Origin of the sequence: Isoptericola aurantiacus (assembly GCF_044769875.1) — a bacterium.
In the GTDB taxonomy this organism is placed as follows: Bacteria; Actinomycetota; Actinomycetes; order Actinomycetales; family Cellulomonadaceae; genus Isoptericola; species Isoptericola aurantiacus.
Genome location: NZ_JBJBAE010000004.1, coordinates 283348 through 296613 on the forward strand (window position 1 = coordinate 283348; position 13266 = coordinate 296613).

The following is a 13266-nucleotide window of genomic DNA, read 5'->3' on the forward strand; positions in this document are numbered from 1 at the left end:
CATTTCCTCTCGACGTCAACTATCTTGATGTCAAGATACATGCGCTGGGCCGGTCACGGCACCAGCAGCACCTTGCCCGTGGTGGCCCGACCCTCCAGCGCGCGGTGCGCCGCAGCCGCCTCCGCGAGCGGGTACGTCGCCCCGACGCGGACGTCCAGATCGCCGGTGGCGGCGAGCCCGAGCACCTCACCCGCTCGCCACTCCAGCTCGCCGCGGGTGGCCGTGTAGTGCGCGAGGGTGGGCCGGGTCAGGAACAACGAGCCCCCGGAGTTGAGCCGTTGCGGGTCGAACGGCGGCACCTGGCCGGACGCGCCGCCGAACAGCACGAGCATCCCGCGCGGACGCAACGACGCCAGGGAGGCCTCGAAGGTGGCCGCTCCGACGCCGTCGTAGGCGACGTGCACGCCGTCACCGCCGGTGAGCTCGCGGACCACGGCAGGAAGCTCCGTGGCGAGGTCGTCCATCGCGGCGTAGTCGATCGTGTGCGCGGCGCCGGCGTCGCGCGAGAGCGCGGCCTTCTCCGCCGACGACACCGTGGTGATCACGCGTCCGCCGCGGGAGGCCGCGAGCTGGGTGGCCAGCAGGCCGACACCACCGGCGCCCGCGGTGAGCAGCACGTCGTGGCCGGGGCCCACCTCGAACGTCGAGGCCACCAGGTAGTGCGCCGTCATCCCCTGCAGCGGCAGGGCGGCGGCCGCGGCCAGGTCGAGGCCCTCGGGCACCCGCACGGCGCGCTCGGCGACGACGGTGGTCAGCTCGGCGTAGGAGCCGGGGGAGTCGTGCCACGCGACGTGGTCGCCGACCCGGAACCGGGACACGTCGGCGCCGACGGCGGTGACGACGCCGGCGCCCTCGACGCCCACGACGTCCGGGTACGCCATGGGGTAGACGCCCGAGCGCCGGTAGGTGTCGATGAAGTTGACCCCGGCGGCGGCGACCTGCACCAGCAGCTCGTCCGGCCCGGGTTCGGGATCGGGCAGCTCGACACGCTCCAGGACCTCGGGACCGCCCGCCTCGCGAGCCACGACTGCATGCATGCCAGCAGCCTACGGCCGGCAGTAGTCTCCGGGCATGGAGATCCGTGCGGCCGGCGCCGCTGACTGGCCGGCCCTGTGGGCGATCGTCGAGCCGGTGGTCCGCGAGGGGGAGACGTACGTCTACCCGACGGACCTGACCTCGGAGCAGGGCCGTGCCCTCTGGTTCGCCGATCCGCCGGGCGCCACGGTGCTGGCCGAGGAGGGCGGCGAGGTGCTGGGCACCGCTCGGATGGGCCCGAACAAGCTGGGCCACGGCGATCACGTGGGCACGGCGTCGTTCATGGTCTCGCCGTCCGCCCGCGGGCGGGGCGTGGCGCGCGCGCTGGCCGAGCACGTCATCGCCTGGCACCGCGCCGAGGGCTACCGCGGCATCCAGTTCAACGCCGTCGTGGCCACGAATGCCGCGGCGGTGCACCTGTGGTGTGCGCTGGGTTGGGAGATCGTGGGTACGGTGCCGGGCGCCTTCCGCAGCCCGGCGCACGGCCGCGTGGGCCTGCACGTGATGTACCTGGACCTGGCTGCCGGGGACCAGTCGGCGGAATAGGTTCCGTCACGGGCGAATATCTATGTATAGTGCGAGCATGCCCAGCACACCTCCGGACCGCCTGCGCGTCGCCGTCGCCGGAGCCTCCGGCTACGCCGGCGGTGAGTTCCTCCGTCTCGCTGCGCGCCACCCGCGCCTCGAGGTCGGGGCCCTCACGGCGCACTCCAACGCCGGCAGCCGCCTCGGCGAGCTCCAGCCGCACCTGCGCTCGCTGGCCGACCGCGTCCTGGAGCCCACCACGCCCGAGGTGCTGGCCGGGCACGACGTCGTGGTCCTGGGGCTGCCGCACGGAGCGTCCGGCGAGATCGCCGCCCAGCTGCCCGACGACGTCCTCGTGCTGGACCTGGGCGCCGACCACCGGTTGGCCTCGGCCGCCGACTGGGAGGCGTTCTACGGATCCGCCCACGCGGGCACCTGGCCCTACGGGCTGCCGGAGCTGGTCCGTGCCGACGGTTCGCACCAGCGCGCCGACCTCGCCGGGGCGCGACGGATCGCCGTGCCCGGCTGCAACGTCACCGCCGTCACGCTCGGGCTGCAGCCCGGGGTCGCCGCCGGGCTGATCGAGCCCACGGACCTGGTAGCCGTCCTGGCCAACGGGTACTCGGGCGCCGGCAAGTCGCTCAAGCCGCATCTGCTCGCCGCCGAAGGTCTCGGGGCGGCGTCCCCGTACGCCGTCGGCGGCACCCACCGCCACATCCCGGAGATCACGCAGAACCTGCGGACCGCGGGCGCCGCGGACGTGACCATCAGCTTCACCCCGACGCTCGTGCCGATGTCGCGGGGCATCCTCGCCACCGCGACCGCCCGGCTCGCGCCAGGTCGGCGGGACGCCGACGAGGCCGCGGTGCGCGCGGTGTGGGAGGACGCCTACGGCGCCGAGCCGTTCGTCGAGCTGCTGCCCGCCGGGCAGTGGCCCTCGACGGCGGCGACGCTCGGCAGCAACACCGCGCTCGTCCAGGTCGCCCTCGACGCCGCCGCCGGCCGCGTCGTCACCGTCACCGCGATCGACAACCTGGTCAAGGGCACCGCCGGGCAGGCCGTGCAGGCCATGAACATCGCCCTGGGCCTGCCCGAGACCGCAGGCCTCGTCACCGAAGGAGTCGCACCATGAGCGTCACGGCCGCCCAGGGTTTCCGGGCAGCCGGCGTCGCCGCCGGGCTGAAGTCCACCGGCGCCCCCGACGTCGCCCTGCTGGTCAACGACGGCCCGTCGCGCACCGCCGCCGCCGTGCTGACCTCCAACCGGGTCCAGGCCGCGCCGGTGCTCTGGACCCGGCAGGCCGTCTCCGACGGAGCCGCCCGCGCCGTCGTGCTCAACTCCGGTGGCGCCAACGCGTGCACCGGGCCCGACGGCTTCGCCGACACCCACCGCACCGCGGAGCACGTCGCGGGTGTGCTGTCGGCGGCGGGCACCCCCGACGAGGAGGTCGGTGCCGCCGACGTCCTGGTCTGCTCGACGGGCCTCATCGGTGTCCGGCTGGACCTGGACGCGCTCCTGGCCGGGGTGGACTCGGCCGCCGCCGCCCTGCGGTACGACGGCGGCACGGACGCCGCGCACGCGATCATGACCACCGACACGGTCACCAAGACCGCCGTCGCCGCGCAGGACGGCTGGAGCGTCGGCGGCATGGCCAAGGGCGCCGGCATGCTGGCGCCCGGCCTGGCGACGATGCTCTCGGTGGTCACCACCGACGCGGTGGTCGACGCCGCCACGGCCGACGCCGCGTTGCGTGCCGCCACCCGGACCACGTTCGACCGTGTCGACTCCGACGGCTGCATGTCCACCAACGACACGGTGATCCTGATGGCCTCCGGCGCCTCCGGCGTCGAGGTGGGCCTCGACGAGCTCACCGCCGCCGTCACCGACGTGTGCGCCTCCCTGGCGCGCCAGCTCGTGGGTGACGCCGAGGGCGCGAGCCACGACGTCGCCGTCACCGTGCGCGGTGCCACGACCGAGGACGCCGCCGTCGCCGTCGCCCGGGCCGTGACCCGGTCCAACTTGTTCAAGGCGGCGATCTTCGGCAACGACCCCAACTGGGGGCGCATCGTGTCGGCCGTCGGGACGGTCCCGGCCGAGGTCGCCCCGTACGACCCGCTCGCGCTGGACGTCGCGGTCAACGGTGTGCAGGTCTGCCGCGCCCAGGGCGTCGGCGAGCCCCGTGAGCTGGTCGACCTGGCCGCGGACCGTGAGGTGCACGTCGAGATCGACCTGCACGCCGGTGACGCCGCCGCCACCGTGTGGACCAACGACCTCACGCACGACTACGTGCACGAGAACAGCGCGTACTCCTCATGAGCGACGCACCCGACCCCGAGTTCACGTTCGACACCCGCACCGACCTGCGTCCCGACCAGAAGGCCGAGGTGCTCGTCGAGGCGCTGCCCTGGCTGCAGGAGTTCGCCGGGGCGCTCGTCGTCGTCAAGTACGGCGGCAACGCCATGGTCGACGCCCGGCTCAAGGCGGCCTTCGCCCAGGACATGGTCTTCCTGCGCCAGGTCGGGCTGCGCCCCGTCGTCGTGCACGGTGGGGGACCGCAGATCTCGACGATGCTCGACCGCGTCGGCATCGCCTCGGAGTTCCGCGGCGGCCTGCGCGTCACCACACCCGAGGCGATGGACGTGGTGCGGATGGTCCTGGTCGGCCAGGTCCAGCGCGAGCTCGTGGGGCTGCTCAACGCGCACGCGCCCCGCGCCGTCGGGCTGTCGGGCGAGGACGCCGGCCTCTTCGGTGCCTCGCGCCGGACGGCCACCGTCGACGGCGAGGCGGTGGACGTGGGGCTCGTCGGCGACGTGGTCCGGGTCAACCCGTCGGCGGTGCAGGACCTGCTCGACGCCGGACGGATCCCGGTGGTCTCCACCGTGGCGCCCGACGTCGACGACCCCACCCAGGTGCTCAACGTCAACGCCGACACGGCCGCGTCGGCGCTCGCGGTGGCGCTCGGGGCCAAGAAGCTCATCATGCTCACCGACGTCGAGGGCCTCTACACGAGCTGGCCCGACCGGGACTCCCTGGTCGAGGAGATCGCCGCCGCCGACCTGGCGGCGCTGCTGCCCGGCCTCACCGCCGGGATGGTGCCGAAGATGGAGGCGTGCCTGCGGGCCGTGCAGGGGGGCGTGCCCCGCGCCTCGGTGATCGACGGACGCCAGCCCCACTCGGTGCTGCTCGAGGTCTTCACCACCCGGGGCAACGGCACGATGGTGGTGCCCGACACGACGCAGGAGGACTCATGGACGACGTGACCGCGACGCGCCGGGACCTCAGCGCGCAGGGGTGGACCGAGGCGTACGAACGGTCGGTGATGGACACCTTCGGCCCGCCGCAGCGCATCCTGGTGCGGGGCGACGGCGCCTACGTCTGGGACGCGGAGGGCAACCGCTACCTCGACCTGCTCGCGGGCATCGCCGTCAACGCCCTCGGCCACGCGCACCCGACGCTCACCGCCGCGGTGAGCGCCCAGCTGGGCACCCTGGGCCACGTGTCGAACTTCTTCGGCACCCCGGCGCAGATCACCCTCGCCGAGCGTCTGCTCCGGCTCGCGCAGGCGCCCGAGGGGTCGCGCGTGTTCTTCACGAACTCCGGGACGGAGGCCAACGAGGCCGCGTTCAAGATGACGCGGCGGACCGGCCGCACCCGGGTGCTCGCGCTCGAGGGCGGCTTCCACGGGCGGACCGTCGGCGCGCTCGCGCTGACGCACAAGCCGGCCTACCGCGAGCCGTTCGAACCGCTGCCCGGTGGCGTCGAGCACCTGCCGTTCGGGGACTCCGCCGCTCTGGAGGAGGCGTTCTCGCCCGCGTCGGTGGCGGCACGGGGTGAGGTCGCGGCGTTCGTCGTCGAGCCGATCCAGGGTGAGGCCGGGGTGCGCGAGCTCCCGGCCGGCTACCTCGCGCTCGCCCGGCGGCTGACCGCCGACGCCGGCGCGCTACTGGTCCTCGACGAGGTCCAGACGGGCGTGGGGCGCACCGGGTCCTGGTTCGCCTATCAGCAGCCCGAGGTTGGCGGCGGCATCGTGCCGGACGCCGTCACCCTGGCCAAGGGGCTCGGTGGCGGCTTCCCCGTCGGCGCCGTGATCGCCTACGGCGAGCGGGCGGCGACCCTGCTCGGACGAGGTCAGCACGGCACCACGTTCGGCGGCAACCCGGTGGCCGCGGCGGCGGCCCTGGCGACCCTCGGCGTCATCGAGCGCGACGGGCTGCTGGCCCACGTGCGCGACGTCGGCGAGACGCTGCGCCGGGCGATCGAGGTGGCCGGCAACCCGCTGGTGGCGGACGTCCGCGGCCGTGGCCTGCTGCTGGCCGTGCGGCTGACCCGCCCCGTCGCCGCGCAGGTGGCGACCGAGGCGCTCGCGCAGGGCTTCATCGTCAACCCCGTGGCCCCGGACGCCGTCCGGCTGGCCCCGCCGCTCGTCCTGACCACCGACCAGGCCCTGGACGCCGCCCGCTTCTTCGCCGGCGTGTCCGTGCCCGGGTCCACCGCTTCTTCGAAGGAGGGCTGAGATGCCCCGCCACTTCCTGCGCGACGACGACCTGGCGCCCCACGAGCAGCGCGACGTGCTCGAGCTCGCCGTGGCGTTCCGCGAGGACCGGTTCGTGCGCACCCCGCTGTCGGGTCCGCAGGGTGTCGCCGTGCTGTTCGACAAGCCGACGCTGCGGACCCAGGTGTCGTTCGCCACCGGTATCGCCGAGCTCGGCGGGTTCCCCCTGACCGTCGACGGCCGCCTGGCGCAGGTCGGGGTGCGCGAGTCCGTGGCGGACGTGACCCGGGTGCTGGACCGGCAGGTCGCGGCCATCGTGTGGCGCACCTTCGGCCAGGAGCGCCTCGAGGAGATGGCGGCGGTCTCGCGCGTGCCGGTGGTCAACGCGCTCACCGACCAGTTCCACCCGTGCCAGATCCTGGCGGACCTCGCCACGATCGCCCAGCACCGGGGCGGCCTGGGCGCGTTGGCCGGGCAGCGCCTCGCCTACGTGGGCGACGCCGCCAACAACATGGCGGCCTCCTACCTGCTGGGCGGCACGACGGCGGGACTGCACGTCGCCGTCTGCGGCCCCGCGGGGTACCTGCCCGCCGACGACGTCGTGGCGAGGGCTCGTGAGATCGCGGCGGCCACCGGCGGTTCGGTCGAGGTCACCACCGACGTCGACGCCGCGGTCGGCGGGGCCGACGCCGTCGTCACGGACACCTGGGTCTCCATGGGGGACGAGGACACCGCCGCGCAGCGGGTGGCCGACCTGCTGCCGTACCAGATCACGGCCGAGGTGATGGCCGGGGCGAAGGGCGACGCCGTCTTCCTGCACTGCCTGCCCGCCTACCGGGGCAAGGAGGTCGCCGCCGACGTCATCGACGGGCCGCGGTCGGTGGTCTGGGACGAGGCCGAGAACCGCCTGCACGCCCAGAAGGCGGTCCTGACGTTCCTGCTGGAGCACCGGTGAGCGCCCCGTCCGGGAACGCCCCCGCCACCAAGGCCGCGCGTCACGCCCGCATCGTCGAGATCCTGCGGCGGACCGCCGTGCACTCGCAGGCGGAGCTCGCCCGCCTCCTCGCCGACTCCGGGCTGTCCGTCACCCAGGGCACCCTCTCGCGCGACCTCATCGAGCTGCGCGCCGAGAAGGTCCGCGACGACTCGGGCGCGCTCGTGTACGCCGTGCCCGGAGAGGGCGGCGACCGCACGGTGCGGGCGGCCGGGGCGGGCGGGCACGACGACGGCTACCTCGCCGCCCGCCTGGCCCGGCTCTGTGCCGACCTGCTCGTCTCGGCCGACGCGTCGGGCAACCAGGTCGTGCTCCGTACCCCGCCGGGGGCGGCGAACTACCTCGCCTCGGCGATCGACCACTCCGTCTTCCCCGGCGTCCTGGGCTGCATCGCCGGTGACGACACGATCCTCGTGATCGCCCGGGACCCCGCCGGCGGCGACGAGCTCGCCCGCCGGTTCCTCGAGCTCACGGCGTCACCCGACGCCTGAAGCCTGTCAGACTCGACCACAACAGCAACGCAAGGAAGAGAACCCTCATGACTGAACGCGTCGTGCTCGCCTACTCGGGCGGCCTGGACACCTCCGTCGCGATCGGCTGGATCGCCGAGGCCACCGGGGCCGAGGTCGTCGCCGTCGCCGTCGACGTCGGCCAGGGCGGCGAGGACATGGACATGATCCGCCAGCGCGCCCTCGACTGCGGCGCGGTGGAGGCGTACGTGGCGGACGCCCGCGACGAGTTCGCCGCCGAGTACTGCATGCCCGCCCTCCAGGCGAACGGCCTCTACCTCGACCGGTACCCGCTGGTGTCGGCCATCTCGCGCCCGGTGATCGTCAAGCACATGGTGCGCGCGGCCCGGCAGTTCGGTGCGCAGACCGTGGCCCACGGCTGCACCGGCAAGGGGAACGACCAGGTCCGCTTCGAGGTGGCGACCACCTCGCTCGCGCCGGACCTGAAGACCATCGCCCCGGTGCGCGACCTGGCGCTGACCCGCGAGAAGGCGATCGACTACGCCGAACGCAACGACCTGCCGATCGCGACGACGAAGAAGAACCCGTTCTCGATCGACCAGAACGTCTGGGGACGTGCCGTCGAGACGGGCTTCCTCGAGGACATCTGGAACGAGCCCACCAAGGACGTCTACTCCTACACCGACGACCCGACCTTCCCGCCGGTGGCGGACGAGGTCGTCATCACCTTCGACCAGGGGGTGCCCGTCGCCCTCGACGGCGTCGCCGTCACGCCGCTGCAGGCGATCATGGAGATGAACCGCCGTGCCGGTGCCCAGGGCGTGGGCCGCATCGACATCGTCGAGGACCGCCTGGTCGGTATCAAGTCCCGCGAGGTCTACGAGGCGCCGGGCGCCATGGCGCTGATCGCCGCCCACCAGGAGCTCGAGAACGTCACGCTGGAGCGCGAGCAGGCCCGCTTCAAGAAGAACGTCGAGCAGCGCTGGACCGAGCTCGTCTACGACGGCATGTGGTTCAGCCCGCTGAAGAAGAACCTCGACACCTTCGTGGCCGACACCCAGAAGTACGTCTCCGGCGAGATCCGGCTGGTGCTGCACGGCGGTCGCGCCACGGTCACCGGCCGTCGGTCCGAGGCGGCCCTGTACGACTTCAACCTCGCGACCTACGACGAGGGCGACTCGTTCGACCAGTCCCACGCCAAGGGCTTCATCGAGATCTACGGCCTGGCCGCCAAGCAGGCCGCGGCGCGTGACGCGCGCTTCGGCAACGGCCCGGACTTCGGCGTCGGGGACCTGTGACCATGGCGCACGACGACCTGTCCGACGGCGGCACGCCGGCCGAGCCCTCCGCCGCGCTCTGGGGTGGTCGGTTCGCCGGCGGCCCCGCTCCCGAGCTGGCACAGCTGAGCCGGTCCACGGACTTCGACTGGGCGCTGGCGCGCTACGACATCCGTGGCTCGAAGGCGCACGCCAAGGTGCTGCACCGTGCCGAGCTGCTCACCGACGACGAGCTGACCGCGATGCACGAGGCCCTGGACCGCCTGGGCGAGGACGTCGCGTCGGGCGCGTTCGCGGCCGCACCGCAGGACGAGGACGTGCACACCGCCCTCGAGCGGGGGCTGATCGAGCGCGCCGGCGCCGAGCTCGGCGGCAAGCTGCGCGCCGGACGCTCCCGCAACGACCAGATCGCCACCCAGGTGCGGATGTACCTGCGGGAGAACGCCCGGCTGATCGCCCGCCAGGTCGTGACCGTCGTGGACGAGCTCATCACGCAGGCCGAGGCCGCCGGCCAGGCCGTGATGCCCGGCCGGACCCACCTGCAGCACGCCCAACCGGTGCTGCTCGCGCACCACCTGCTGGCACACGTCTGGCCGCTGCTGCGCGACGTCGACCGGCTGATCGACTGGGACGTCCGCGCCGCCCGGTCGCCGTACGGGTCGGGTGCTCTCGCGGGGTCCTCGCTCGGGCTCGACCCGGCCGCGGTCGCCGTGGACCTGGGGTTCGACGGGCCGGTCGAGAACTCGATCGACGGCACGGCGGCACGTGACGTCGTGGCCGAGTTCGCCTTCGTGGCAGCGATGATCGGGGTGGACCTGTCGCGGATCTCGGAGGAGATCATCACCTGGAACACCAAGGAGTTCGGGTTCGTCCGGCTCGACGACGCGTGGTCCACCGGGTCGAGCATCATGCCGCAGAAGAAGAACCCGGACATCGCCGAGCTGGCCCGCGGCAAGTCCGGGCGGCTGATCGGTGACCTGACAGGTCTGCTGACCACGCTGAAGGGTCTGCCGCTCGCCTACAACCGCGACCTGCAGGAGGACAAGGAGCCGGTCTTCGACCAGGTCGCCACCCTCACGGTCCTGCTGCCGGCGTTCGCCGGCATGGTGCGCACGCTGACCTTCGACACCGCGCGGATGGCCGAGCTCGCCCCGCAGGGGTTCTCCCTGGCCACCGACGTGGCCGAGTGGCTGGTGCGTTCCGGCGTGCCGTTCCGGGTGGCCCACGAGGTGGCCGGTGCGTGCGTGAAGGTCTGCGAGGAGCGCGACATCGAGCTGTGGGACCTGAGCGACGCCGACCTCGCCGGGATCTCGGAGCACCTGACGCCGTCGGTGCGCGAGGTGCTCTCCGTCGAGGGCTCGGTGGCGTCCCGGGACGGTGTCGGGGGCACGGCGCCGAACCGCGTGGTCGAGCAGCTCGAGGCGGCCAAGGAGCGCGCCACCGAGTTCCGGTTCTGGGCCGAGGGCTGACCGGATGAGCGTCGGACCCGACGCCCTCGCCACCCTCGTGCGGCGGGTGCAGGACGCACCGGCGCGCCTGCCCGACCCGGGTGCGTCGCCCGCGTGGCGACGCACCCGGCTCGTGTGCGTCGACGGCCCGGCCGGGTCGGGCAAGACCACCCTGGCCACCCAGGTCGCCGTCGAGCTGTGCTGCCAGGTGGTCCACATGGACGACCTCTACGAGGGCTGGGCGGCCGGGCCCGGGGGAGGCGCGGCCCGCCTGCGCCAGTGGGTCCTGGAGCCCTTGGCGCGCGGCGGTGCGGGGACCTACCTGCGCTATGACTGGCCGTCCGGGAGCTGGGCCGAGCCGCACGCCGTCGAACCTGCCCCGTTCCTCGTGGTCGAGGGCTGCGGCGCCGCCGCCCGGCAGGTCGACCCCTGGGTGGCGCTGCGGGTCTGGGTCGAGGCCGACGACGCCGAGCGGCTGCGCCGCGGTCTCGCGCGCGACGGCGAGGGCGCGCGGGCGCAGTGGCTGCAGTGGATGGACGACGAGTCCGCCCACTACGCTGCCGAGCAGACGCGTGCGCGGGCCGACGTCCATCTCGACGGTGTCGGTCGCCTGCGCACGCCGACGACCGACCGAGGGAGCGCGCGATGAGTCGTTCGACGACCCCGAGCGGGGCGGGGACGGTGCCGTGGCAGGTGCCAGGTCCCTCCTGGTACGCGCGCAGCGTGCATCTCGTCGCCCGCGACCTGCTCGGTGCGCACCTGGTCCGGCGGCACCCCGACGGCGACGTCGTCCTGCGGATCACCGAGGTGGAGGCGTACGGCAGCGACGACGACCCGGCCTCGCACGCCTTCCGCGGCCCCACGGCGCGCAACCGCTCGATGTTCGGCCGCCCGGGCCGTCTCTACGTGTACCGGCATCTCGGGCTGCACCACTGCGTCAACGTCGTGTGCGGTGCGGTCGGCGACGCCGGGGCGGTCCTGCTGCGCGCCGGGGAGGTCGTCGACGGCGTCGAGCTCGCCCGGGCTCGCCGCGAGGCCGCCGGGCGGTGCGACTCGGACCGGCAGATCGCGCGGGGGCCGGCACGGCTGGCCGTGGCGCTCGCGATGGACCTCGACGACGACACCACCGACCTCACGGACCCCGGCGGTGCCGTCTTCGTCGACCTGCCCGTGGACCCGCTGCCGCGCACGATCGCGACGGGCCCGCGCGTGGGCGTCGGGGGCGAGGGGGCCGACGCCGAGCGTTTCGCGTGGCGGTCCTGGCTGGTGGACGAGCCGTCCGTGTCGGCCTATCGGCCCGTGGCCGGTCGGTTGCGCTGACGGGTCGTGCACCGCGTTCGCACGCGGACCTGCCGACGGTGCGCCACCCGGCTCCCGCCGTCGGGCACACTAGGGGTGCGGCCCGCCCGGGACCGCGACCAGCCATCCCAAGGAGTACACGGTGACCGACGTTCTCGACGAGCTGCACTGGCGTGGCCTGGTGGCGCAGTCCACCGACGAGGCCGCGTTGCGCGACGCGCTCTCGCAGGGGCCGGTCACGTACTACTGCGGGTTCGACCCCACCGCGCCGAGCCTGCACCACGGCCACCTCGTGCAGCTGATCCTGCTGCGCCACCTCCAGCTGGCGGGACACCGGGCGATCGCCCTCGTGGGCGGGGCGACGGGGATGATCGGCGATCCGCGCGACTCCGGCGAGCGGGTGCTCAACACCAAGGAAGTGGTCGCGGAGTGGACCGAGCGGCTGGCCGCCCAGGTGGGGCGCTTCCTGGACTTCGACGGAGAGAACCCGGCGCGGCTCGTGAACAACCTCGACTGGACGGCGGGGCTGTCGGCGATCGACTTCCTGCGCGACGTCGGCAAGCACTACCGGCTGGGCACCATGCTGGCGAAGGACACGGTCGCCCGCCGCCTGCGCTCGGAGGAGGGCATCAGCTTCACCGAGTTCAGCTACCAGATCCTGCAGGGCATCGACTTCCGCGAGCTGTACCGGCGCCACGGCGTGACGTTGCAGACCGGAGGCAACGACCAGTGGGGCAACCTGCTCTCCGGGGTCGAGCTGATCCGCAAGGCCGAGGGCGCCTCGGTGCACGTGATGACCACCCCGCTGATCACGAAGGCGGACGGGACCAAGTTCGGCAAGAGCGAGGGGGGTGCGATCTGGCTCGACGCCGACCTCATGAGCCCGTACGCCTTCTACCAGTTCTGGCTGAACCAGGCCGACGCCGACGTGGTGCGGTACCTCAAGGTGTTCACGTTCCGATCCCGCGAGGAGATCGCCTCGCTGGCCGAGGAGGTCGCGGAGCGTCCGTTCGCACGTGCCGCGCAGAAGGCGCTCGCGCAGGACGTGACGACCCTCGTGCACGGCCAGGAGGCGACCGACGCCGTCGTGGCGGCGAGCCAGGCGCTGTTCGGGCGAGGTGACCTCTCCGCCCTGGACGAGCGCACGCTCGAGGGCGCGACCGACGAGCTGCCGCGCGCCGCCGTCGGCCCGGGCACCTCGGTGCTGGACGCCCTGGTCGACAGTGGTCTGGTGCCCTCCCGGGCGGCAGGACGGCGGGCCATCGCGGACGGCGGTGCCTACGTCAACAACGTCAAGGTGGGCAGCGAGGACGCCGAGCTGGCTCGCGAGGACCTGCTGCACGGTCGTTTCGCCGTGCTCCGCCGAGGGAAGAAGACCCTCGCGGTGGCTGTCGCCGAATGACGGAAAGCGGGGCTGACCTGCGAACTTGTCCAGCAGCCCCGAGGGTGTGTAATGTTCTGGTCGTTCGCCCGGCAGGGAGCAACGGACACCGGGAACTCAGGCCGACGGCCGGAGGCGGTGGACGGTCTCGCGGGTGAGTTACCCCTTCCTCCTGGATCAGGTACAGTTGTGTGCCCGGTTCCTGTGAGGCTGGCCCCCGGTCGCTCAGAACTCCTCGGAGTTCGGGTAGACACGGAGGTCGGAAGCAGGTAAGGTTGAAGGGTTGCCCCGGAGGGGCCGAGGCGGTGAGTTTCGGTCGTTGATGGTGTGCGTCGGTTGTTTGAG

13 protein-coding genes are annotated in these 13266 nt (G+C 73.3%); 12 read left to right on the forward strand and 1 reads right to left on the reverse strand.

The genetic code is table 11. From position 1 onward, the window contains the following. Positions 1 to 53: 53 nt before the first annotated feature. On the reverse strand, positions 54 to 1037 hold the full coding sequence (locus ACIQLL_RS13675) for a quinone oxidoreductase family protein (RefSeq protein WP_402468089.1): 984 nt from the start codon (positions 1035 to 1037) through the stop codon (positions 54 to 56). Positions 1038 to 1071: 34 nt separating this feature from the next. Between ACIQLL_RS13675 and ACIQLL_RS13680 the strand changes: the two genes are divergently transcribed. The 12 genes from ACIQLL_RS13680 to tyrS all read left to right on the forward strand — a co-directional run bounded on the left by ACIQLL_RS13680 (position 1072) and on the right by tyrS (position 12942). After that, a complete protein-coding gene (locus ACIQLL_RS13680) occupies positions 1072 to 1581 on the forward strand; it encodes a GNAT family N-acetyltransferase (protein WP_402468091.1) in 510 nt (169 codons plus the stop codon). 37 nt (positions 1582 to 1618) lie between these two features. Beyond that, positions 1619 to 2692 (forward strand): N-acetyl-gamma-glutamyl-phosphate reductase, encoded by a 1074-nt coding sequence (gene argC / locus ACIQLL_RS13685; protein ID WP_402468094.1) that lies wholly within the window; start codon positions 1619 to 1621, stop codon positions 2690 to 2692. Continuing rightward, positions 2689 to 3876, forward strand: a complete 1188-nt coding sequence (gene argJ, locus ACIQLL_RS13690; protein WP_402468096.1) for a bifunctional glutamate N-acetyltransferase/amino-acid acetyltransferase ArgJ — start codon at positions 2689 to 2691, stop codon at positions 3874 to 3876. The genes argC and argJ overlap by 4 nt, the downstream gene beginning before the upstream one ends. Continuing rightward, positions 3873 to 4820, forward strand: a complete 948-nt coding sequence (gene argB, locus ACIQLL_RS13695) for an acetylglutamate kinase (RefSeq protein WP_402468098.1) — start codon at positions 3873 to 3875, stop codon at positions 4818 to 4820. Before argJ ends, argB begins: the two co-directional genes overlap by 4 nt. After that, positions 4808 to 6073, forward strand: a complete 1266-nt coding sequence (locus tag ACIQLL_RS13700) for an acetylornithine transaminase (protein WP_402468099.1) — start codon at positions 4808 to 4810, stop codon at positions 6071 to 6073. The genes argB and ACIQLL_RS13700 overlap by 13 nt, the downstream gene beginning before the upstream one ends. A gap of 1 nt (position 6074) precedes the next feature. Then, positions 6075 to 7007: an ornithine carbamoyltransferase gene (gene argF / locus ACIQLL_RS13705; protein ID WP_402468101.1), complete on the forward strand. Its 933-nt coding sequence runs from the start codon at positions 6075 to 6077 to the stop codon at positions 7005 to 7007. Continuing rightward, the gene (locus tag ACIQLL_RS13710; protein WP_402468103.1) at positions 7004 to 7537 is read left to right on the forward strand and encodes an arginine repressor; all 534 of its coding nucleotides are present in this window, start codon (positions 7004 to 7006) and stop codon (positions 7535 to 7537) included. Before argF ends, ACIQLL_RS13710 begins: the two co-directional genes overlap by 4 nt. A 47-nt stretch (positions 7538 to 7584) precedes the next feature. Further along, a complete protein-coding gene (locus ACIQLL_RS13715; RefSeq protein WP_402468105.1) occupies positions 7585 to 8814 on the forward strand; it encodes an argininosuccinate synthase in 1230 nt (409 codons plus the stop codon). Between the two features lie 2 nt (positions 8815 to 8816). After that, complete coding sequence (gene argH, locus ACIQLL_RS13720; protein WP_402468108.1) at positions 8817 to 10262, forward strand: argininosuccinate lyase; 1446 nt, start codon at positions 8817 to 8819, stop codon at positions 10260 to 10262. A gap of 4 nt (positions 10263 to 10266) precedes the next feature. Continuing rightward, entirely contained in the window at positions 10267 to 10890 is a 624-nt protein-coding gene (locus ACIQLL_RS13725; RefSeq protein ID WP_402468110.1) for a uridine kinase family protein, read from the forward strand. Next, complete coding sequence (locus ACIQLL_RS13730; protein WP_402468113.1) at positions 10887 to 11561, forward strand: DNA-3-methyladenine glycosylase; 675 nt, start codon at positions 10887 to 10889, stop codon at positions 11559 to 11561. Before ACIQLL_RS13725 ends, ACIQLL_RS13730 begins: the two co-directional genes overlap by 4 nt. Positions 11562 to 11682: 121 nt before the next feature. Next, a complete protein-coding gene (tyrS, locus tag ACIQLL_RS13735; protein ID WP_402468116.1) occupies positions 11683 to 12942 on the forward strand; it encodes a tyrosine--tRNA ligase in 1260 nt (419 codons plus the stop codon). The last annotated feature ends 324 nt before the right edge of the window (positions 12943 to 13266 follow it).

Bases quoted from the DNA above. Each gene is read 5' to 3' on its own strand.
- argC (WP_402468094.1), top strand. From the start codon at position 1,619: ATGCCCAGCACACCTCCGGACCGCCTGCGCGTCGCCGTCGCCGGAGCC.
- argJ (WP_402468096.1), top strand. From the start codon at position 2,689: ATGAGCGTCACGGCCGCCCAGGGTTTCCGGGCAGCCGGCGTCGCCGCC.
- argH (WP_402468108.1), top strand. From the start codon at position 8,817: ATGGCGCACGACGACCTGTCCGACGGCGGCACGCCGGCCGAGCCCTCC.
- ACIQLL_RS13715 (WP_402468105.1), top strand. From the start codon at position 7,585: ATGACTGAACGCGTCGTGCTCGCCTACTCGGGCGGCCTGGACACCTCC.
- ACIQLL_RS13700 (WP_402468099.1), top strand. From the start codon at position 4,808: ATGGACGACGTGACCGCGACGCGCCGGGACCTCAGCGCGCAGGGGTGG.
- ACIQLL_RS13675 (WP_402468089.1), bottom strand. From the start codon at position 1,037: ATGCATGCAGTCGTGGCTCGCGAGGCGGGCGGTCCCGAGGTCCTGGAG.
- argB (WP_402468098.1), top strand. From the start codon at position 3,873: ATGAGCGACGCACCCGACCCCGAGTTCACGTTCGACACCCGCACCGAC.
- ACIQLL_RS13680 (WP_402468091.1), top strand. From the start codon at position 1,072: ATGGAGATCCGTGCGGCCGGCGCCGCTGACTGGCCGGCCCTGTGGGCG.
- argF (WP_402468101.1), top strand. From the start codon at position 6,075: ATGCCCCGCCACTTCCTGCGCGACGACGACCTGGCGCCCCACGAGCAG.
- ACIQLL_RS13730 (WP_402468113.1), top strand. From the start codon at position 10,887: ATGAGTCGTTCGACGACCCCGAGCGGGGCGGGGACGGTGCCGTGGCAG.
- ACIQLL_RS13725 (WP_402468110.1), top strand. From the start codon at position 10,267: ATGAGCGTCGGACCCGACGCCCTCGCCACCCTCGTGCGGCGGGTGCAG.